Annotated in this window: 17 protein-coding genes; 10 read left to right on the top strand and 7 right to left on the bottom strand. The window is 67.5% G+C overall.

What is annotated here, in order from left to right; all coding sequences use genetic code 11:
* Positions 1-95: 95 nt before the first annotated feature.
* Positions 96-953: a YbgC/FadM family acyl-CoA thioesterase gene (locus BUE42_RS24075; RefSeq protein ID WP_073467830.1), complete on the bottom strand. Its 858-nt coding sequence runs from the start codon at positions 951-953 to the stop codon at positions 96-98.
* Positions 950-1,861 carry an alpha/beta hydrolase gene (locus tag BUE42_RS24080; protein WP_073467831.1) on the bottom strand — a complete coding sequence of 304 codons (912 nt, stop codon included), beginning with the start codon at positions 1,859-1,861 and terminating at the stop codon, positions 950-952. The genes BUE42_RS24075 and BUE42_RS24080 overlap by 4 nt, the downstream gene beginning before the upstream one ends.
* 84 nt (positions 1,862-1,945) lie before the next feature.
* Between BUE42_RS24080 and BUE42_RS24085 the strand changes: the two genes are divergently transcribed.
* A complete protein-coding gene (locus BUE42_RS24085; protein WP_073467832.1) occupies positions 1,946-3,094 on the top strand; it encodes an iron-containing alcohol dehydrogenase in 1,149 nt (382 codons plus the stop codon).
* A gap of 79 nt (positions 3,095-3,173) precedes the next feature.
* On the opposite strand, the gene aceA is transcribed toward BUE42_RS24085, so the two are convergent.
* A complete protein-coding gene (aceA, locus tag BUE42_RS24090) occupies positions 3,174-4,490 on the bottom strand; it encodes an isocitrate lyase (RefSeq protein ID WP_073467833.1) in 1,317 nt (438 codons plus the stop codon).
* Between the two features lie 340 nt (positions 4,491-4,830).
* On the opposite strand from aceA, the gene BUE42_RS24095 reads away from it, so the two are divergent.
* Genes BUE42_RS24095 through speB form a run of 3 tightly spaced genes read left to right on the top strand, consistent with a single transcriptional unit; the run spans position 4,831 to position 8,671 of the window.
* On the top strand, positions 4,831-7,254 hold the full coding sequence (locus tag BUE42_RS24095; protein WP_235002573.1) for a bifunctional metallophosphatase/5'-nucleotidase: 2,424 nt from the start codon (positions 4,831-4,833) through the stop codon (positions 7,252-7,254).
* Positions 7,254-7,709, top strand: a complete 456-nt coding sequence (locus BUE42_RS24100; protein ID WP_073467834.1) for a hypothetical protein — start codon at positions 7,254-7,256, stop codon at positions 7,707-7,709. Before BUE42_RS24095 ends, BUE42_RS24100 begins: the two co-directional genes overlap by 1 nt.
* Before the next feature lie 17 nt (positions 7,710-7,726).
* The gene (gene speB / locus BUE42_RS24105) at positions 7,727-8,671 is read left to right on the top strand and encodes an agmatinase (RefSeq protein ID WP_073467835.1); all 945 of its coding nucleotides are present in this window, start codon (positions 7,727-7,729) and stop codon (positions 8,669-8,671) included.
* Here speB and BUE42_RS24110 read toward each other — a convergent pair.
* The 4 genes from BUE42_RS24110 to BUE42_RS24125 form a co-directional block, all read right to left on the bottom strand.
* Positions 8,661-9,620, bottom strand: coding sequence for a glycosyltransferase family 4 protein (locus tag BUE42_RS24110; protein ID WP_159445489.1), 960 nt, complete (start codon positions 9,618-9,620; stop codon positions 8,661-8,663). The genes speB and BUE42_RS24110 overlap by 11 nt on opposite strands.
* The gene (locus tag BUE42_RS24115) at positions 9,617-10,945 is read right to left on the bottom strand and encodes a protoporphyrinogen/coproporphyrinogen oxidase (protein WP_159445490.1); all 1,329 of its coding nucleotides are present in this window, start codon (positions 10,943-10,945) and stop codon (positions 9,617-9,619) included. The genes BUE42_RS24110 and BUE42_RS24115 overlap by 4 nt, the downstream gene beginning before the upstream one ends.
* 2 nt (positions 10,946-10,947) lie before the next feature.
* Positions 10,948-11,931, bottom strand: a complete 984-nt coding sequence (locus BUE42_RS24120; protein WP_159445491.1) for an NAD-dependent epimerase/dehydratase family protein — start codon at positions 11,929-11,931, stop codon at positions 10,948-10,950.
* Between the two features lie 93 nt (positions 11,932-12,024).
* Complete coding sequence (locus tag BUE42_RS24125) at positions 12,025-12,504, bottom strand: Lrp/AsnC family transcriptional regulator (protein WP_073467839.1); 480 nt, start codon at positions 12,502-12,504, stop codon at positions 12,025-12,027.
* A gap of 133 nt (positions 12,505-12,637) precedes the next feature.
* On the opposite strand from BUE42_RS24125, the gene BUE42_RS24130 reads away from it, so the two are divergent.
* The 6 genes from BUE42_RS24130 (at position 12,638) to BUE42_RS24155 (ending at position 20,225) form a co-directional block, all read left to right on the top strand.
* A complete protein-coding gene (locus BUE42_RS24130; protein ID WP_073467840.1) occupies positions 12,638-13,942 on the top strand; it encodes an omega-aminotransferase AptA in 1,305 nt (434 codons plus the stop codon).
* Positions 13,943-13,996: 54 nt separating this feature from the next.
* Entirely contained in the window at positions 13,997-15,325 is a 1,329-nt protein-coding gene (locus BUE42_RS24135) for an NAD(P)/FAD-dependent oxidoreductase (RefSeq protein ID WP_073467841.1), read from the top strand.
* 121 nt (positions 15,326-15,446) lie between these two features.
* Positions 15,447-16,235 (top strand): gamma-glutamyl-gamma-aminobutyrate hydrolase family protein, encoded by a 789-nt coding sequence (locus tag BUE42_RS24140; protein ID WP_073467842.1) that lies wholly within the window; start codon positions 15,447-15,449, stop codon positions 16,233-16,235.
* A gap of 79 nt (positions 16,236-16,314) precedes the next feature.
* Positions 16,315-17,682, top strand: a complete 1,368-nt coding sequence (locus BUE42_RS24145) for a glutamine synthetase family protein (RefSeq protein ID WP_047512597.1) — start codon at positions 16,315-16,317, stop codon at positions 17,680-17,682.
* Between the two features lie 13 nt (positions 17,683-17,695).
* The gene (locus BUE42_RS24150; protein WP_073467843.1) at positions 17,696-19,078 is read left to right on the top strand and encodes an aspartate aminotransferase family protein; all 1,383 of its coding nucleotides are present in this window, start codon (positions 17,696-17,698) and stop codon (positions 19,076-19,078) included.
* Between the two features lie 34 nt (positions 19,079-19,112).
* Complete coding sequence (locus tag BUE42_RS24155) at positions 19,113-20,225, top strand: polyamine ABC transporter substrate-binding protein (protein ID WP_369822998.1); 1,113 nt, start codon at positions 19,113-19,115, stop codon at positions 20,223-20,225.
* The last annotated feature ends 11 nt before the right edge of the window (positions 20,226-20,236 follow it).

Here is a 20,236-nt window from a genome sequence, read left to right on the forward strand (position 1 = left end):
ATCGCCCAACACCGAGAGACAACCATGACGGTATACGCGCCGGCGTCGCCGCTCGCAACGGTGGATTCGACCAAGGCCCCTCGATCCGATGGCCGCTACAGGCTGCGCACCATCTCGACGTGCGGGATGTCGACTTCCTCGAACACCGGCCCGCGCGGCGCGAACCCGGCCCGCGTGTAGAACGCCTCGGCCGAGGTCTGCGCATGCAGCACCGCTTCGCGGTAGCCCTGCTCGCGCGCCGCCTTCATCAGCGCGTCGAGCACCGCCCGGCCGACGCCGCTGCCGCGCATCGCCTGCGTCACCGCCATGCGGCCGATCTTCGCGACGCCGGGCACGTGCTCCAGCAGCCGGCCGGTCGCCAGCGCCGCGCCGAAATGGTTGTACGCGACGGCGTGCAGGCAGTCGGCATCGGCATCGTCCCATTCGCGCTCCGGCGGGATCTTCTGCTCTTCGACGAACACCTCGGTGCGGATGCGCTGCGCATCGCGGCCCAGCTCGGCCCAGGCGCCGACACGCACCTCCACCATCGGCTTGCCGGCCTCGAAATCCTGCAGCAGCTCGCGCAACTCCTGCGGCACCGGCTTCGAGGTGTGCGCGACCGGGTCGGCGAACACGTAGACCAGCTCGGCGCTGACCAGCAGCTGGTCCTGCCGGAAGGCGGCCGCGCTGAACACCATCGACGAGGTGCCGATGCGCCCGCAGCGCACGCCGATGTCGAGCACGTCGTCGTAGCGTGCCGAGCCTTCGTACTCGAGGGTGGACTTGCGCACGAACAGGTCGCCGCCCAGGTAGTGCATCGTCGATGCATACGGCATCGCGAGCGCCCGCCAATAGCCGGCCACCGCGGTGTCGAAGTACATCAGGTAGTGGCCGTTGAAGACGATCTGCTGCAGGTCGACCTCGGCCCAGCGCACGCGCAGCCGCTCGAGGAATCGGAAATCGGTGCGTTTCATGACAGCAAGGCCTTCTTCAGTGCGGCGGCGATGGCGTCCTGCGCGGCGATCGCTTCGTCGAGCTCGCGCGCCATCTTGATGAAATCGTGCGTGACGCCGCGGTACAGCTCCAGGTCGACCGCGACGCCGGAGGTGCGCAGCTTGTCGGCGTAGGCGACGCCCTCGTCGACCAGCGGGTCGCATTCGGCCAGCACCACGCAGGCCGGCGCGACGCCGTCGAGATCGGGCGCGTTCAGCGGGGCGAAGCGCCAGTCGCCGCGGTCGGCGTGGGCGATGTAGTGGCCGAAGAACCACTCGATGCCGGGGGCGTCGAGCAGGAAGCCTTCGGCGAATTCGCGGTGCGACGGCGTGTCGGCGTAGGCCGTGGTGCCGGGCGTGATCAGCACCTGCAGCGCGAGCGGCAGGCCGATGTCGCGCGCGTGGATCGCGCTCACTGCGGCGAGCGTGCCGCCGGCGCTGTCGCCGCCGACGGCCATGCGGCGGGCGTCGAGCCCCAACGTCTCGGCATGCGCCGCCAGCCAGCTCATGGCGGCCCAGGCATCGCCCACCGCGGTCGGGAAGCGGTGCTCCGGCGCGAGCCGGTAGTCGATCGCGACCACCGCGGTGCCGCTGCGCTGCGCGAACTGGCGGCACAGGCTGTCGTGGGTCTCGAGGTTGCCGATCGTGAACCCGCCGCCATGCAGGTACATCATCAGCGGCAGCCGGCCGGTCGACGGCGCGTAGAGCCGGGCGCGCAACGGCGTGCCGTCGTCGGCAGGCAGCGTGAAATCCTCGACGCGCGCCAGCGGCGCACGCGGCGGGTCGATGGTTTCGGCAGCCGCGGTGTAGACCTCGCGAGCCTGCGCGACCGGCATGGTGTGGAACGGGGGGCGCTTGGCGCGGCCGATGCGATACAGCAGGCTGCTCATCGCGGGGGTCAGGGGATGCGAGCTCACGGGGGGCGAGTGTGCCAGAGCATACTGGCCGGTCCCATCGCAACGCTCCGTTCCGCCATGGCCTTCATCTACTACCTCACGCAGATCCAGCTCGACTTCGGCGCCTTGAAGCTGCTGCCCGGCGAATGCGAGCGCATCGGCATTCGCAAGCCGCTGGTCGTCACCGATGCCGGCGTGCGCGCGGCCGGCGTGCTCGACCAGGCATTGGCCGCGCTCGGCGCCCTGCCCCACGCGGTGTTCGACGGCACGCCGTTCAACCCGACCGAGGCAGCGGTGCGTTCCGCGGTGCAGGTCTGGCGCGAGCACGGCTGCGACGGGCTGATCGCGGTCGGTGGCGGGTCGAGCATGGACCTGGCCAAGGGTGTCGCGATCGCCGCGACCCACGACGGCCCGATGAAGACCTACGCCACCATCGAGGGCGGCAGCACGAAGATCACCGACCGCGTGACGCCGGTGATCGCGGTGCCGACGACGGCGGGCACCGGCAGCGAGGTCGCGCGCGGCGCGATCGTGATCGTCGACGACGGCCGCAAGCTCGGCTTCCACAACTGGAACCTGCTGCCGCGCGCGGCGATCTGCGACCCGGCGCTGACGCTCGGCCTGCCGCCGCTGCTGACGGCCGCGACCGGCATGGACGCGATCGCGCATTGCATGGAGACCTTCATGGCGCCGGCGGTGAACCCGCCCGCCGACGGCATCGCGCTCGACGGGCTGGAGCGCGGCTGGGGCCACATCGAGCGGGCGACGCGCAACGGCCAGGACCGCGACGCGCGCTGGAACATGATGAGCGCGAGCCTGCAGGGCGCGATGGCCTTCCAGAAGGGCCTCGGCTGCGTGCATTCGCTGAGCCACAGCCTGGGCAGCGTGAACCCGAAGCTGCACCACGGCACGCTGAACGCGATGTTCCTGCCGGCGGTGCTGCGCTTCAATGCCAGCGCCGAATCGATCGTGCGCGAGCGACGGCTGGCGCGCATGGCGCACGCGATGGGCATCGGCTCATGCGACTCGAGGGGCACCGAGATCGCCGAGGCGGTCCGCGAGATGAATGCGCGGCTCGGCCTGGCGCCGGGGCTCGCGGCCCTCGGCGTGACCGAAGAGCTGTTCGAGCGCGTGATCGACGGCGCGATGGTCGACCACTGCCACAAGACGAACCCGCGCCTCGCGACGCGGGAGGACTACCGCGAGATGCTGCTGGCTTCGATGTAAGGGGGGCGCCGCGCCTCAAGCCAGCCGCAGGTCGCGAACAGTCTCGCTCAAATGAGCACCCCCGTCGCGATCAAATCGCTCAGGCCACCTTGCGCTCGTCGAAGAACTGCTCGTCTTCGGTCGAGCCCTTCAGCGCCGCTGTCGATGCCTCGCGCTCGATCGTCGTCGTCACCGCATCGAAATACCCAGTGCCGACCTCGCGCTGGTGCTTCACCGCGGTGAAGCCCTTCTCGGCCGCGGCGAACTCGGCTTCCTGCAGCTCGACGAACGCGGTCATGTTGTTGCGCGCATAGCCGTAGGCCAGGTTGAACATCGAGTAGTTCAGGCTGTGGAAGCCGGCCAGCGTGATGAACTGGAACTTGTAGCCCATCGCACCCAGCTCGCGCTGGAACTTCGCGATCGTCGCGTCGTCGAGGTTCTTCTTCCAGTTGAAGCTCGGCGAGCAGTTGTAGGCCAGCAGCTTGCCGGGGAACTTCTTGTGGATCGCGTCGGCAAACGCCTTCGCGAACGCCAGGTCGGGCTTGCCGGTCTCGCACCAGATCATGTCGGCGTACTCGGCATAGGCTAGGCCACGGCTGATCGACTGCTCCAGCCCGTTGCGGGTGCGGTAGAAGCCTTCGATCGTGCGCTCGCCGGTGGTGAACGGCTTGTCGTTGTCGTCGACGTCGCTCGTCACCAGGTCGGCCGCCTCGGCGTCGGTGCGGGCCAGCAGCACGGTGGGCGTGCCCATCACGTCGGCCGCGAGACGCGCCGCCACCAGCTTGGCCACCGCTTCACGCGTCGGCACCAGCACCTTGCCACCCATGTGGCCGCACTTCTTCACGGAAGCCAGTTGGTCCTCGAAGTGCACGCCGGCGGCACCGGCCTCGATCATCGACTTCATCAGCTCGAAGGCATTCAGCACGCCGCCGAATCCGGCTTCCGCGTCGGCCACGATCGGCGCGAAGTAGTCGCGGTAGTCGGCATCGCCCGGGCCCTTGCCTTCGGACCACTGGATCTGGTCGGCACGCTGGAAGGTGTTGTTGATGCGGCGCACCACCATCGGCACCGAGTTCGCCGGGTACAGCGACTGGTCGGGGTACATCTCGCCGGCCAGGTTGGCGTCGCCCGCCACCTGCCAGCCGCTCAGGTAGATGGCCTTCAGGCCGGCCTTGACCTGCTGCATCGCCTGGTTGCCGGTCAGTGCGCCGAGCGAGTTGACGAAGGGCTCGGTGTTGACGAGGTCCCACAGCTTCTCGGCGCCGCGCTGGGCCAGCGTGTGCTCGATCTGCAGCGAGCCGCGCAGACGCACGACATCGGCCGCGCTGTAGCCGCGCTTGATGCCTTTCCAGCGCGGGTTCTCCGCCCAGTCTTTTTCGAGGGCGGCGATCTGTTGTTCGCGGGTCGCTTGGGTCATGTCGGTCTCCGGAAGTGAGGTGGTGAGAAAAACGAGGACTTGATGACTCCAAGAATAGGAGCCGCCCGTCTCTTTCGGAAGACTTGTGTCTTATATAAGACTAAAAATAAACTCCAATGAAATCAATGACTTGATCCGATGATTTCTGGATATGAAATCGGCTTCTTCCATCTGGAAGAATGACTTCGCCGTGACCTCCTTGTAATGCCGCAATGCGAAATGATGTTTTCTTGATGCGGAAAGCCGCAGCGCGAGGCGCACATCTTGCAAGGTGCGCGTCTGTCACCTGCGCGCCATGCTGCGCAGCCAAGATCGCGAATCTTTCGAGGAGGGTCTGCCCATGTCGTACCGTCGTTTCCCGAGCCCTGTGCGGCTGTGTCTGCTGGCCGTGGTGTGTGCAGGCCTGAGCGCCTGTGGTGGCGACGATGGGCCGTCGCCCAGCGAGCCTGCCGCTTCGCTGACCCTCTCCGGCACCGCGGCCACCGGCAGCGCGCTGGCGAATGCCAAGGTCGCCGTCCGCTGCGCCGACGGCAGCCAGGGCAGTGCCACCACCCGCGCCGATGGCGGCTACTCCACGGCCTTCAACGGCAAGCTGCCTTGCCTGCTGGAGGCCGACGCAGGCGCGCTCGGCAAGCTGCACTCGCTGGCCACGGGCAGCGGCAGCAGCGCCACGGCGAACATCACGCCGCTGACGGAAGCCGTGGTGGGCAAGTTCTCGGCGGACACCGTGGCCTGGTTCGCGAGCTTCGACGCCGCCGCGGGCGCCAGCCTCAGCGCTGCCAAGGTCTCCGCTGCCCAGGCCGCGGTCAAGGACGAACTGGTCGCCAACGCGATCAGCATTCCCGCCTCGGTGAGCGACTTCCTGGCCGGCGCGCTGGTCGCCGCTTCGGGCGGCGTGCCCGGCAACGAGCACGACCAGCTCCTCGACGCGCTCGCCGCCAAGACCTTCAGCATCAAGCTGGTGGCGATGAACGACTTCCACGGCGCCATCACCGCGCCGGCCGCCACCAATGGCGGCACGGTGACCCTGCCCGACCCGGCCCATGCCGCGGGCACCAAGGTCAACGTGGGCGGTGCGGCCTACGTGGCCACCGCGATCAAGGCGCTGCGCGCCAAGGGCCCCAACAGCGTGGTGGTGGGCGCGGGCGACATGACGGGCGCCTCGCCCTTCGTCTCGTCGGCGACGCACGACGAAGCGTCGGTCGACGTGCTCAACCGCATCGGGCTCGAGATCACCTCGGTCGGCAACCACGAGTTCGACTACGGCCGGGCCGAACTGCTGCGCAAGCAGAACGGCGGCTGCTTCCCGGTCTCCGGCGCCCAGGGCGTGGCCGGGGCCGATACCTGCTTCATGGACGCCGCCACCGGCACCTGGTCCGCGAGCGGCGGCAGCTTCAGCGGCGCGAAGTACAAGTACCTGGCCGCCAACGTCGTCGACCAAACCAGCAACGCGCCGCTGCTGCCGGCCACGGCCATCAAGCGCTTCGGCCCGGTGGCGGTGGGCTTCATCGGCCTGACGCTGAAGGGCACCACCGAACTGGTCGCCGGCACCGGGATCAGCGGCCTCGCTTTCCTGGAAGAGTCGTCCACCATCAACAGCCAGGCGAAGTCGCTGAAAGCGGCGGGCGTGCAAGCCGTGGTCGTGCTGATCCACCAGGGCGGCGTGTCGACCGCGACGACGGTCAACGACACCAGCTGCCCGGTCAGCTTCGGCGACCTGGGCGGCATCCTGGACAAGCTCAGCAGCGACATCGACGTGGTCGTCAGCGGCCACAGCCACCAGGAATACGTCTGCAACTACACCGGCAAGGCCAGCGGCAAGCGCTATGTGGTCACGCAGACCGGCTTCTACGGCGGCGCAGTCACCGACATCAACCTGGGCATCAAGCTCAAGCAGGGCGTGACCTCGATCGACGCCGCCACGGTGCCGGTCATCCAGGCCGACAACAACGCCGGCGTCACGGTGCCGGCCGCCTTTGCCACCTTCGCGAAGGACGCGGACATCGCGGCCCTGGTGAACCACTATGTCGACGTCTCGAACACGCTGGCACAGAAGCAGGTCGGCACGCTCGGCGGCAACCTGATGCGGGCGCTGTTCACCGGCACCACCAACCGCGACGAATCCGCCGAGGGCGTGATGGGCTCGGTGATGGCCGACGCCTACCTGTACGGCACACCCAACGGCGCCGACTTCGCGGTGGTCAACCCGGGCGGCGTGCGCGCCGACCTGACCTGCGCCACCGGCGTGAGCGCACCCTGCCCGGTGACCTACGCGCAGGTGAACACGGTCGCACCGTTTGCCAACACGGTGGTCAAGGTCAACGTCACCGGCGCGCAGGTGATCCGCCTGCTCGAGCAGCAATGGGAAGCGCCGAACTGCACCGCCAAGTTCAACCCTGCGACGCTGCAGTACGGGCGCCTGCTACAGGTGTCCAACGGCCTGACCTACAGCTATGACAACAGCGTCAACGGCTGGACCACCGGCGCCAGCCCGACCGACTGCGCGGCTGCGGGCACCGGGCACCGGGTGGTGGTCTCGTCGGTCAAGGTCAACGGCGTGGCGCTGGACCTCGCCAAGACCTACACGGTCAGCACCAACAACTTCCTGGGCCTGGGCAGCGGCGGCGACAACTTCAACGTGCTGGCGACGCAGGGGACCAACGTGGTCGATTCCAAGGTGATCGACCTCGACGCGATGATTGCCTACTTCCGCGAGAAATCGCCGGTCGCGCCCACGACCCCGCGCATCACGCGCATCAACTGATGCGGCGTCGCTGGAGCCTGGCCAGGGCGGCGGCGGGGACCGTCGTCGGTGCGCTCTGCGGCCTGCAGGCGCTGCCGGCCTGGGCGCTCGCCGCGGCGCAACGGCGCGCCCTGAACGAGGCCGTGCAGCAGACCTCGCAGGCCTGCCTGCACGAGATGCACCACGACACCGACGAGTTCTCGGCGTGTGTCGATGCGCGGCTGCTGGGCGCAGCGGGCAAACCCGTGGAACAGCTCGGCATGGCCTACCTGGGGCTGGTGGGTTGCGTGTCGGCCGCGCGCATCGCCACGCTGCACTCCGAGGACTGCGCGCGGGGCTACCTGGCCCGCGTCGACGCGCTGCGCAAGCGTTTCAAGCTGAGCGACCAGGACCTGTGCCCGACGGTGGCAGGTGACTGCCGCAGCCGGCTGGCACAGATCGATGCGCTGCGCCGGGACAGGAAACCGCGGAAATAAAAACGCAGAATCGCAGGATGAGCAGCTTCGCCTTCCTGTCGAACAACGCCTTCCTGAAGGCGCCCACGGCCTCGGCCGACACGCCCTTCGCGGTGGCCGGCATTGCGTGGGACGGCGCGGTGACGAACCGCCCCGGCGCCCGTTTCGGCCCGCGCGCGATCCGCGAGGCGAGCCACATGCTGTGCGACGGCATCCACCCGTTCTTCGACAGCACGCCCGACGGGCTGCTCGGCGATGCCGGCGACCTGCTGCTGCCGAACACCAGCCTCGAGCGCATGCGCGCCGCGATGGGTCCGAAGGTGGCGCCGCTGATCCGCGCGCACCACATGGCCTGGCTGGGCGGCGACCACTCGATCACGCTGCCCTTGCTGCGCAGCTATGTCGAGTGGCTGGGCAAGCCGCTCGCGGTGATCCATTTCGATGCGCACTGCGACACCTGGGCCGATCACTTCGGCGAGCCGAGCGGCCACGGCACCTGGGTCTACGAGGCGATCAACGAAGGCCTGGTGATCAAGGAGTGCTTCACGCAGCTGGGCATCCGCTCGGCCGGCCAGCGCGAGGCGCGCGAGTACGTGCGCGACCAGGGCGGGCAGATCTTCACCGCACGCGAGCTGCGCGGCCTCGACGGCGCGGCGCAGATGCAGCCGGTCCTGTCGGCGATCCGCAGCCGGCTGTCGCGGCATGACAACCCGCCCGTCTACCTGAGCCTGGACATCGACTGCCTCGACCCGGCGTTCGCGCCCGGCACCGGCACGCCGGAGCCCGGCGGTCTCGCGACCACGCAGGTGCTGACGGTGCTGGAAGAACTGGCCGACCTGCCCTTCGTCGGGATGGATTGCGTGGAGGTGTCGCCGCCGTACGACCACGCAGAACTTACCAGCTATGCGGCGGCGAATTTCGTGTGGACGTACCTGTGCGGGCGGACAGCCCGACGGCATGTACTCGTCTCCGCTAGCGCTTGACCTCGAAGCGAAGCAGGTAGCCGCAGGCGAGGACTGCCGCCAGGAGGTACAGCGACAAGGCGCTCGCCGCACCAAGCTCTGGAACCGCCCACGCGAGGCCTGCAAGACTTGCCGAGATCACTCCGGCAGTCAGGTCCACTCGCGCGCGCGACCAGCCCGCGGCCTGCAGGCGCAGGCTGAAGTGATCCGGACTGCCGCGCCACCAAGGCAGCCCCTTCTTCACCCTCACGGCGGTGATGAAACACAGCTCGAAGAGAAAGACCCCGCAAACGAGCAGCGCGGCGATGAATCCCCCCCCTCCTGCACTCATGCCGGCCGGGTCGATCCACGCTGCCGCCAGCAGGAAGCCGATCAAGTGGCTACCAGCATCCCCGAGAAAGATGCGCGCTGGCGGGCGATTGCGGACAAGAAAACCGGCGCATGCACCGCTGCCGGCGATCCACAGCGATGGATTTCGACCCTGCAGCAACAAGGCGACCGCGAGCAACGTGACGACGCCGAGGCTGGCCACCAACCCGTCGCAGACGTCCGTGAAGTTGACGGCGTTCACCATCACCAGCATCGCGAACATACTGAGCGCGCCGTCGACCCACCACAAGCCCGTCACCGGCGCCTGCAGACCCAGCAAGACCAGCACGGCGGCAATCACCGCCTGCCATGCGAACTTCGGGGCCGGCCGGAACGGTCTGGCGTCGTCGACCGTGCCGAGCACGGTGTAGAGCACAGCGCCGACCAACACCGTGAACGACAACCCCTCCCGAGCGTTCACCACCCCTGCGATGGGCAGGCCTGCGAGCACGCCCCACCCGCCCAGATAGGCCACCGGGGTCACATGCTGCGCAACGATCGGATTGGGCCTGGAGACGAATGCGCACGCGCGGGCAATCCACTCGGCTGCCCGTGTTGCTCCGTATCCGCAGACGAACGACAACAGCCACAGCCGGATCAAGCTGCCTCCGCGAGCCGATTGGCGAGCGTCGCCCCCAGGACGAACCCATCGTGCATCACCTGCGCCATGGAAGAATATTCCCAGCGTCCGTAGCGTCCCAGCGGTTCGATCCCGACCGACCGCAGCCAGGCGCTCACCGTCCGCACCGCCTGCTCTGTGCCGTGCTTGAACACGACATAGGCGGGGTCGGCCTCGATCAGGGTGGCATCCAGTACCTCGTGTTCGGGCATGAGGGCACCGACCGCTCGCGCTTGTGCCTCGACGCAATGCGCGAGTCCGGCCGGCACAAGCTCGTCCAATCGCCATGGGACCTCTGCCAGCAGGGGCCAGCCTTCGGGTGGTGCCATCAACGGATCGAAGGAATGCAGGAAGACCAGGCGAGTGAAGCAAACCTCGCTGGAAGGGTAGTACCGCCACAGCCCTGCGTCGGGTCGCGGCCCCTTGATGCGCAAGGCCACGGAAAGAACCCTGTTGTGCTCCAGCGTCCCGGCCGCCGCACGAACATCGCCGGGCACGCCGTCACACAGGTGAACCAGCCGCGACAGCGGCAAGGTGCTGACGCAGCACACGCTCCACCCGACCGTCGCCAGCCCGGCTGGCGTGCGCACGGTGGCGCTGCGCGAGGCCGGGCTCAATGCGACGACCTCGTGGTTCAAACGCAGCTTGTCCACTGTTGCGGCCAGCGCCATGGAGAGCACGCCCATTCCCCTCTGCGACGCACCAGCGGGCGGATGGGGATACCAACCGTCCTCGTTGTAGGCGCGCTTGGAATCGTCGGGGCGCGCAAGCCCCTCCAGCACCTTGGCCGGATCGGGCCGGGAGAGATTCCAGACCATCCCCGCGTGCTCGATCGTGGACAAGTCCCGGCGCCACATCTTCGCGTTGTACGGAAGAAAAAACAGCTGGCAAAGGGATTCGCCGAAGCTGCGCAGCAGCAATTCCTGATAGTTCGCAACCCTTTGCGCTGCGGGCCCGGCCGACTCCCGAGTCAGGTCCGCCACACAGGCCGCGGCCGTGGCCGCATCAAGGTGCCCGAGGTGATCCTGGATGGGGAAACGTGCCGTCCCTGCTTCACACACGACATAGGCAGCCGGTTTGCAGGGCTGGAGAACGTCACCCAGCAAGCGACGGATGCGTGCCTTCGTCGAGTCGTCGCGGAAATGCAGCAGGTGGATGACGTGATCGAACCACCAGCCGTCGATCTCGAAGGATCGCACCAATCCACCCGGCTGCGATGCACGCTCGAGCAGCAGTGCCCGTTGGCCGAGGCACGAAGCGACGGACAACCCTCCCAGTCCGCCACCCAGCACCAGGACCTCGGCCATCGTCATGGGCGTGCCGCGCCGATGACGGCGTCCACGATGGATTCGATGGAAGGCCACGACACGGGGCCGATCAACGATTGCAGCGTCCGTGTCTGCGGGATTCTCGACCGCAAGTCCGTGCGCCCGGGAAACGCAGATGCATAAGGCACATGGACGATCGGCGAGGCCGAGCCGGTGCGCGCAACCACCATTTGCGCCAGATCAAGGATCGACGTGGGCGTCGACGCACCGATGTTGAGGGCACGTCGAGGCAGGCTCCATGCCCCGGGAGCCCGCATGACGGCCAGAAGGCAATCCACGAACGTGACCACGGATCCGAAACTGCGGGTCTGGTGCCCGTCGTCGTAGACGGTCAGGGGTTCACCCTCCAGGGCGCGAGTGACGAACGACGGGATCACCATGCCCCATTGGCTGACCTGTCCGACACCCACCACATTGAACGGCCTGACACACAGCGCCGGTCGATCGGCCTCGCGCGCCAGCGCTTCCATGCGCCACTTGCCGACCGCATACCCCGGAACGCCGCCGTCGTAGGTCAGCGCCGAAGCCTCGGAGTCGCCCATCGACTCATCGACGGCACCATCGTCCGACAGACCATAGATGGCCGACGACGATGCCATCAGGATCGGCACGCCCGACGGGGTTCGATCGAGCAGCATCTGCGTACCCTCGACGGCAACCCGATAGGCCTGCTCGCGCTCGCGGGTTGCAAGCCGCATCCCGACCAGGCCCGCCAGGTGCACGACGAGGTCCGCACGCCGCGTCGCCGATTCAACGGCGCTGCGATCCAGCACGGAACCGCAGACAAACCGAAGGCGCGGTGTCTCGGAACAGGCCTGCGTTCCGCTGGACAGGTCGTCCAGCACCACCACGTGATGACCGTCGGCGATCAGCCGCTGTACCAGCCATCTCCCAATGAAACCCGCTCCACCTGTCACACAGACCGTGGATGGCGCTCCGAGGCAACTGCCGATGCGATCGGTCATGGTCTGTCCTCCCTTGCAACCCGCCGCAAGATGCTGGCCTTCCATCGGCAAGTCCATCATCTGGTTTGAGTATGCACGCCAGACCGCTGATCCTCAAACGGCCAGCGCCGTCGTCTTCTTGACCGTCCGCAGCACCAGCATCGAGTTCGAGCGCACCACCCCCGGCAGCCGCTCCAGCACCTCGGTGTGGAAGCGCTCCAGGTCGCCTGCATCGCAGTACGTGAAGCGCAGCAGGTAGTCGTTGGTGCCGGCCACGTAGAAGCAGTCGAGGATCTCCGGCACGTCGCGCACCGCCTGCTCGAACTCGGCCATCGCGGCCTGCGTCAGCTTCTCGAGGTTGACGATCGTGAAGCTGGTGCCCGGCTGCCCGACCGCCTTCGAATCGATCAGCGCCACGTACTGCGCGATCACCCCGCCGTCTTCCAGCGCCTTGACGCGCCGCAAACAGGCCGAAGGCGACAGGTGAACCCGTTCGGCCAGCTCGACATTGGCCAGCTTGCCCTCGACCTGCAAGACCCGCAGGATGTGGCGATCAATCGCATCGAGTTGCACCTTCGGCTTGCTGCTTGCCATATTCTGCTAATCCATGAGTGTTCAGTCGCATGATATTGCGGCACGCACCGAAATCGAGCCGCTTTGCGCAAGCAAATTTCGCGGCAAGCCGGCTAGACTGCGTGACGAAATTCACAAGCCATCTGAACCGGTCATGGACAACAAGCTCGACGCCCACTGGATGCCCTTCACCGCCAACCGGCAGTTCAAGCAGGCGCCACGCCTGCTGTCCAAGGCCGAAGGAATGCACTACTGGACGCCCGAGGGCCGCCAGGTGCTCGACGGTGCCGCCGGCCTGTGGTGCGTGAACGCCGGGCATGCGCGGCCGAAGATCGTCAAGGCCATCCAGGACCAGGCCGCCGAGATGGACTTCGCGCCGCCCTTCCAGATGGGCCACCCGAAGGCCTTCGAACTCGCCGAGCGCCTGGTCAAGCTGGCGCCGGCCGAGCTGACCAAGGTGTTCTTCACCAACTCCGGCTCCGAAGCCGTCGAGACCGCGCTGAAGATGGCCATCGGCTACCACCGCGCCCGCGGCGAAGGCCAGCGCACCCGGCTGATCGGCCGCGAGCGCGGCTACCACGGCGTCAACTTCGGCGGCATCTCGGTCGGCGGGCTGGTCGCCAACCGCAAGATGTTCGGCAGCCTGCTGCCCGGCGTCGACCACATCCGCCACACGCACGATCCGCGCAACGCGTTCACCCAAGGCCAGCCGCTGCACGGCGCCGAGCTGGCCGACGACCTGGAGCGCCTGGTCGCGCTGCACGATGCATCGACCATCGCCGCGGTGATCGTCGAGCCGGTCGCCGGCTCCACCGGCGTGCTGGTGCCGCCGCAGGGCTACCTCGAACGCCTGCGCGCGATCTGCGACAAGCACGGCATCCTGCTGATCTTCGACGAGGTCATCACCGGCTTCGGCCGCCTCGGCGCACCGTTCGCCGCGACGAAATTCGGCGTCACGCCCGACCTGATGACGGTCGCCAAGGGCCTGACCAACGGTGCCGTGCCGATGGGCGCGGTGTTCGCGAAGCAGCACGTGCACGACGCCTTCATGAACGGCCCCGAGCAGGCCATCGAGTTCTTCCACGGCTACACCTATTCGGCGCATCCTCTCGCCTGCGCCGCCGCGCTCGGCACGCTCGACACCTATGCCGACGAAGGCCTGCTGACGCGCGGCGAAGCGATGGCACCCACCTTCGAGCGCGCGGTGCATTCGCTGAAGGACCTGCCGAACGTGATCGACGTGCGCAACCTCGGCCTGGTCGGCGGCATCGAGCTCGCGCCGATCGACGGCCAGCCCGGCAAGCGGGCGTTCTCGGTCTTCCTCGACTGCTGGGAGAAGGGCCTGCTGATCCGCACCACCGGCGACACGGTCGCGCTGTCGCCGCCGCTGATCATCGAGAACAAGCACATCGACCAGCTGATCGGCACGCTGTCCGACGCGATCAAGCGCGCGGCCTGACCATGGTCCGTCCTTTCAACCGCACATCAAAGGGCCTTGCCTAGCGCCTACCGTATGAGCTTCCTGAGCGCCGACAGCGATCTCACCCGCCACTCGTACTACGCCGCGACCGTGCAGCGGACGCAGGGCTTTCCCACGCTGTCGTCATCGCTCGAATGCGATGTCGCCATCGTCGGTGGCGGACTCGCAGGGCTCTCGGCGGCGATCGAGCTGGCCGACCGGGGCTACCGCGTCGCGTTGCTCGAAGCTCGCGAAGTCGGCTGGGGTGCCTCGGGCCGCAACGGCGGCCAGGCCATCGCCGGGCTCGCCTGCGACCAGACGGTGATCGAGGACCAGCTCGGCCTGGCCGAATCGCGCCGCGTGTGGGCGATGACGCTCGAAGCACTCGACCTGATCCACGAACGCTGCCGGCGCTTCTCGATCGACTGCGACTGGCAGGCGGGCTACCTGAGCGTGGCCGTCAATGCCCGCAAAGCGCGCGAGCTGCACGACTGGCACGTGCTGATGCGCGAGCGCTACGACCACGACACCACCTGGATCGCGCCGGCCGAGCTGCCGCGGTGGATCGCGAGCCCGCGTTTCCACAGCGGCGCGCACGACGCGCGCTCGGGCCACCTGCATCCGCTGAAGTACAGCCTCGGTCTCGCGCGTGCGGCGGCGGGCGTCGGCGTGCAGCTGTTCGAGCGATCGCCGGTCACGTCGATCACGCCCGGTGCCACGGTGCGCCTGGCCACGCCGCAGGGCGAGCTTCGTGCGAAGCACGTGCTGCTCGCCGGCAACGTCTACCTGCAAGGCCTCGCGCCGCAACTCGAACGCCGCATCATGCCGGTCGGCACCTACATCGTCGCCTCGCAGCCGATCGATCCCGAACTCGCGCGCTCGCTGATCCCGTCGCAGTCCGCGGTATGCGACACCAACTTCGTGCTCGACTACTTCCGCCCGACGCCCGACCACCGCATGCTGTACGGCGGGCGCGTCAGCTACAGCACCAGCACGCCGATCAACCTCGCGGCCAGCATGCAGCGCCGCATGGCGCGCACCTTCCCCCAGCTGAAGGACACCGCGGTCGAGTTCTCGTGGGGCGGCTTCGTCGACATCAGCATGAACCGCGCGCCCGATTTCGGGCGCCTGCCCACCGAGGGTGCAGGCGCAGGCGCGAAACCGCACCACGACAACATCTACTACCTGCAAGGTTTCTCCGGCCACGGGCTTGCGTTGACCGGCCTCGCCGGCAAGCTGGTCGCCGAGGCGATCGACGGCCACGCGGCCCGCTTCGACACCTTCGCGAAGCTGCGCCACCGCCCGTTCCCCGGCGGCCCGCTGCTGCGCACGCCGGCCCTGGTGATGGGCATGGCGTACTACAGGCTGAGGGACATGCTGTGAGGTGCCTGCCGATTGACTTTGCATCCCGTGCGGGCACACTCATTGCTCCACTTCTGCTGTCTCTTGCGTTGCCAGTAAGCCCAGTGCGCTCCCGCTCAACAAGCGGCGCGCAGCAAGCCCAATGAAAACACCCAACAAGCCGGTCGTCCTGATCCCCGCGTGCAACCGACTCGTCGGCCTGCATCCCTTCCACATCGCCGGCAAGAAATACATCGACGCGGTGCGCCTGGCCGGCTGCCTGCCGCTGGTCGTGCCCTCCTCCACCGCGGCCGAGATCGACGAGCTGCTCGACGTCGCCGATGGCGTGCTGCTCACCGGCTCGCCGTCGAACGTGCACCCCAGCCACTTCGGCGAAGAGGTGCACGACCCGTCCCTCCCGCTCGACCCCGACCGCGACGACTGGACGCTGCCGATGATCCCGCGCGCACTCGCACGTGGCATCCCGCTGTTCGCGATCTGCCGCGGCTTCCAGGAGGCCAACGTCGCGCTCGGCGGCTCGCTGTACCAGGCGGTGCAGGAGGTGCCCGGCCAGCGCGACCACCGCGGCGCGCCGCATTTGAAGGATGCGCCGCCCGAGGTGGTCTACGACTTCGCGCACGAGGTCACCGTGGTGCCCGGCGGCACGCTCGCCGGCATCGTCGAGAAGCCCTCGTTCCAGGTGAACTCGGTGCACGGCCAGGGCGTCAACAAGCTCGCACCGGGGTTGCGCGTCGAGGCGCGCGCGCCCGATGGCCTGGTCGAGGCCTTCTCGATGGCCGAGGCCAAGTCCTTCAACCTCTGCGTGCAGTGGCACCCCGAATGGCGGGCCGCGCAGAACCCGATCTCGCTGCGCCTGTTCAAGGCCTTCGGCGCCGCCTGCCAGTCGTTCCGCGATCGCCACCGGGAGCCGCACCGCGACCCGGACCGTTAGGTGCGTTCCACCCTGCCCTGACGCTCGACCCAACCGCCGTCAATCCCGACGGCGGCCAACGAAACCAACAGGTGATCCCATGGTGGACAAGAACAACTTCAATTTCAGCGACCTCGAGCAGTGGCTCAATGATCGCCGCGTGACCGAGATCGAGTGCCTGGTGCCTGACCTCACCGGCGTGGCCCGCGGCAAGATCCTGCCGCGCGAGAAATTCACCGAAGACCGCGGCATGCGGCTGCCGGAGGCCATCGTCGCGATCGGCGTCACCGGTGAGTTCCCCGAGGAAGGCCCGTACTACGACGTGATCCACGCGACCGACCGCGACATGCACCTGCGCCCGGACCCGAGCACGGTGCGCATCGTGCCGTGGGCGGTCGACCCGACCGCGCAGGTCATCCACGACTGCTTCGACCGCGACGGCAAGATGATCCCGTACGCGCCGCGCTCGGTGCTGCGCAACATCTGCGACCTGTACGCCGCCGAGGGCTGGGACCCGGTGGTCGCGCCCGAGCTGGAGTTCTACCTGATCGAGCGCAGCACCGACCCGAACCAGCCGCTGCGCCCGCCCAAGGGCCGCAGCGGCCGGGCCGAGACCTCGCGCCAGGCTTATTCGATCGACGCGGTGAACGAGTTCGACCCGCTGTTCGAGGACATCTACGCCTACTGCGAGCAGATGGAGCTGAACGTCGACACGCTGATCCACGAGGTGGGCGCGGGCCAGATGGAGATCAACTTCTTCCACGACCACCCGCTGGGCCTGGCCGACGAGGTGTTCTTCTTCAAGCGCACGATCCGCGAGGCCGCGCTGCGCCACGAGATGTACGCCACCTTCATGGCCAAGCCGATGGCCAACGAGCCGGGCAGCGCGATGCACGTGCACCAGAGCATCGTCAGCAAGCTGACCGGCAAGAACATCTTCAGCAACGAGGACGGCTCGCCGTCGAAGGAATTCTTCTGGTACATCGGCGGGCTGCAGAAGTACACGCCGGCGGCGATGGCGCTGTTCGCGCCCTACGTCAACTCGTACCGCAGGCTCGCGCGCTCGACCGCGGCGCCGATCAACATCCAGTGGGGCACCGACAACCGCACGGTGGGCATCCGCTCGCCGGTGGCGACGCCGGCGGCGCGCCGCGTCGAGAACCGCGTGATCGGTGCCGACGCGAACCCGTACGTGGCGCTCGCGGCGACGCTGGCCTGCGGCTACCTCGGCATCAAGAACAGGATCGAGCCGGCGGCCGAGTGCAAGGGCGACGCCTACCTGTCGGAGTACCAGCTGCCGCGCTCGCTGAGCGAGGCGCTGGGCTGGCTCGCGGACGAGAAGGACCTGCACGACGTGCTGGGCAAGCCGTTCATCACCGTCTACTCCGAGATCAAGGAGATCGAGCACGACGAGTTCATGAAGGTGATCTCGCCGTGGGAGCGCGAGCACCTTCTCCTCCATGTCTGACCGGGAGATCCCGATGAGCACCACGCAACGCAGCACCCAGGAATGGCAGGCCGCCGACGCGGCGCACTACCTGCATCCGTTCACCGACTACAAATCGCTCGCGGCCAAGGGCTCGCGCATCATCACCAAGGCCGACAACATCTACCTGTGGGACAGCGAGGGGAACAAGATCCTCGACGCGATGTCCGGCCTGTGGTGCGTCAACGTCGGCTACGGCCGGCAGGAGCTGATCGATGCTGCCACCGCGCAGCTGAAGCAGTTGCCGTTCTACAACTCGTTCTTCCAGACCGCGACCCCGCCGGCGATCGAGCTGGCCGAGCTGCTGGCGCAGGTGACGCCGCCGCAGTTCAAGCACGTGTTCTTCAGCGGCTCGGGCTCCGAGGGCAACGACACCGTGGTGCGCATGGTGCGCCGCTACTGGGACGTGCTCGGCCAGCCCGAGCGCACGGTGATCATCAGCCGCAACAACGCGTACCACGGCTCGACGATGGCCGGCGCCTCGCTCGGCGGCATGAGCGGCATGCATGCGCAGGGCGGGTTGCCGATTCCCGGCATCGTGCACATCGAGCAGCCGTTCTGGTTCGAGAACGGCCAAGGCATGAACCGCGAGACCTTCGGCGTGCGCGCGGCCGACTGGCTCGAAGCGAAGATCCTCGAGGTGGGCGCCGACAAGGTGGCCGCCTTCATCGGCGAGCCGGTGCAAGGCGCGGGCGGCGTGATCGTGCCCCCGTCGAGCTACTGGCCGGCGATCCAGCGCATCTGCGACAAGCACGGCATTCTCGTCGTGTCCGACGAGGTCATCACCGGCTTCGGGCGCACCGGCCGCTGGTTCGGCTGCGAGACCATGGGCTTCAAGCCCGACCTGATGACCTTCGCGAAGGGCGTGAGCTCGGGCTACATCCCGCTCGGCGGCGTGATGGTCGGCGACCGCATCGCGAAGGTGCTGATCGAGCAAGGCGGCGAGTTCAACCACGGCTACACCTACTCCGGGCACCCGGTGGCCTGCGCGGTGGCGCTGGCCAACATCCGGCTGATCCAGCGCGAGGGGCTGGTCGACCGCGTGCGCGACGAACTCGGCCCGCATCTTGCAGCGCGTTTTGCCGAACTCGGCGAGCACCCGCTGGTGGGCGAGGCGCAGACCTGCGGAATGATGGGCGCGCTGCAACTGGTCAAGGACAAGGCGTCGAACCGCGTGTTCGACAGCGCGCTCGAAGTGGGCATGGTGTGCCGCGGCCACTGCTTTGGCAACGGGCTGATCATGCGCGCCGTCGGCGACCGGATGATCGTCGCACCGCCGCTGGTGATGACGATCGCGCAGCTCGACGAGATGGTCGCGCTGATCCGCAAGTGCCTCGACCTCACGCTCGCCGACGTCAAGCAGCGCGGCTGGATCTGATTTTCACGTTCCGACTTTTCTCAACATGAAGGACATGACCATGAAGCAGGTGTTCGGTGCATTGGGATGTGCTGTGGCTGCAATGCTGTGGGGTACGCAGGCCTTCGCGCAGGAGGAAGAAAAGGTCCTGAACATCTACAACTGGTCCGACTACATCGCCGAGGACACGCTGGCCAACTTCGAGAAGGAGACCGGCATCAAGGTGCGCTACGACAATTTCGACAACAACGAGATCGTCCACGCGAAGCTGGTCGCCGGCAAGAGCGGCTACGACGTGGTGGTGCCTTCGTCGTACTGGGCCAAGCTGCAGGCCGATGGCGGGCTGTTGCGCAAGCTCGACAAGGCCCAGCTGCCCAACCTGAAGAACCTCGACCCGCAGATCCAGGCGACGCTCGCCAAGCTCGACCCGGGCAACGACTACATGGTGAACTGGCTGTGGGGCTACACCACGGTGGGCATCAACGTCGACAAGGTGAAGGCCGCGCTGGGCAGCCTGCCGATGCCCGACAACGCCTGGGACCTGGTCTTCAAGCCCGAATACGTGAGCAAGCTCAAGTCGTGCGGCGTGTCCTTCCTCGATTCGCCGACCGACGTGGTGCCGGCCGCGATGCACTACCTGGGCAAGGCCGCCTTCTCGCGCAACGCGGGCGACTACCAGGCGGTGCCGGAACTGCTGAAGAAGATCCGCCCGTCGGTGACCTTGTTCAGCTCGTCGGGCTACATCAACGACATGGCCAATGGCTCGATCTGCGTGGCGCTGGGCTGGTCGGGCGACATCAACATCGCGCGCCAGCGTGCGATCGACAGCAAGAGCGGGCAGAAGATCGAGGCGCTGATCCCGAAGACCGGCGGCGTGCTGTTCTTCGACACGATGGTGATCCCGGCCGATGCGCCGCACCCGGGCAACGCGCACAAGTTCATCAACTACATCATGAAGCCCGAGGTCGACGCGAGCCTGACCAACAAGGTGTTCTACGCCAACCCGAACAAGGAATCGCGCAAGTTCATCAAGCCCGAGATCGCGAACAACCCGACGGTGTTCCCGAGCGATGCCGAGATGCAGAAGATGGCGCTGCCCGACGCGGTGACCAATGACATCCGGCGAACCATGACGCGGATCTACACCAGCTTCAAGACCGGCGTCTGATCGGAGCGGCG

Source organism: Rhizobacter sp. OV335 (assembly GCF_900142965.1).
GTDB lineage: Bacteria > Pseudomonadota > Gammaproteobacteria > Burkholderiales > Burkholderiaceae_C > Rhizobacter.

Coding starts and splice junctions, on each gene's coding strand:
- BUE42_RS24075 (WP_073467830.1), bottom strand. CDS start 953: ATGAAACGCACCGATTTCCGATTCCTCGAGCGGCTGCGCGTGCGCTGG.
- BUE42_RS24080 (WP_073467831.1), bottom strand. CDS start 1,861: ATGAGCAGCCTGCTGTATCGCATCGGCCGCGCCAAGCGCCCCCCGTTC.
- BUE42_RS24085 (WP_073467832.1), top strand. CDS start 1,946: ATGGCCTTCATCTACTACCTCACGCAGATCCAGCTCGACTTCGGCGCC.
- aceA (WP_073467833.1), bottom strand. CDS start 4,490: ATGACCCAAGCGACCCGCGAACAACAGATCGCCGCCCTCGAAAAAGAC.
- BUE42_RS24095 (WP_235002573.1), top strand. CDS start 4,831: ATGTCGTACCGTCGTTTCCCGAGCCCTGTGCGGCTGTGTCTGCTGGCC.
- BUE42_RS24100 (WP_073467834.1), top strand. CDS start 7,254: ATGCGGCGTCGCTGGAGCCTGGCCAGGGCGGCGGCGGGGACCGTCGTC.
- speB (WP_073467835.1), top strand. CDS start 7,727: ATGAGCAGCTTCGCCTTCCTGTCGAACAACGCCTTCCTGAAGGCGCCC.
- BUE42_RS24115 (WP_159445490.1), bottom strand. CDS start 10,945: ATGGCCGAGGTCCTGGTGCTGGGTGGCGGACTGGGAGGGTTGTCCGTC.
- BUE42_RS24120 (WP_159445491.1), bottom strand. CDS start 11,931: ATGACCGATCGCATCGGCAGTTGCCTCGGAGCGCCATCCACGGTCTGT.
- BUE42_RS24125 (WP_073467839.1), bottom strand. CDS start 12,504: ATGGCAAGCAGCAAGCCGAAGGTGCAACTCGATGCGATTGATCGCCAC.
- BUE42_RS24130 (WP_073467840.1), top strand. CDS start 12,638: ATGGACAACAAGCTCGACGCCCACTGGATGCCCTTCACCGCCAACCGG.
- BUE42_RS24135 (WP_073467841.1), top strand. CDS start 13,997: ATGAGCTTCCTGAGCGCCGACAGCGATCTCACCCGCCACTCGTACTAC.
- BUE42_RS24140 (WP_073467842.1), top strand. CDS start 15,447: ATGAAAACACCCAACAAGCCGGTCGTCCTGATCCCCGCGTGCAACCGA.
- BUE42_RS24145 (WP_047512597.1), top strand. CDS start 16,315: ATGGTGGACAAGAACAACTTCAATTTCAGCGACCTCGAGCAGTGGCTC.
- BUE42_RS24150 (WP_073467843.1), top strand. CDS start 17,696: ATGAGCACCACGCAACGCAGCACCCAGGAATGGCAGGCCGCCGACGCG.
- BUE42_RS24155 (WP_369822998.1), top strand. CDS start 19,113: ATGACCATGAAGCAGGTGTTCGGTGCATTGGGATGTGCTGTGGCTGCA.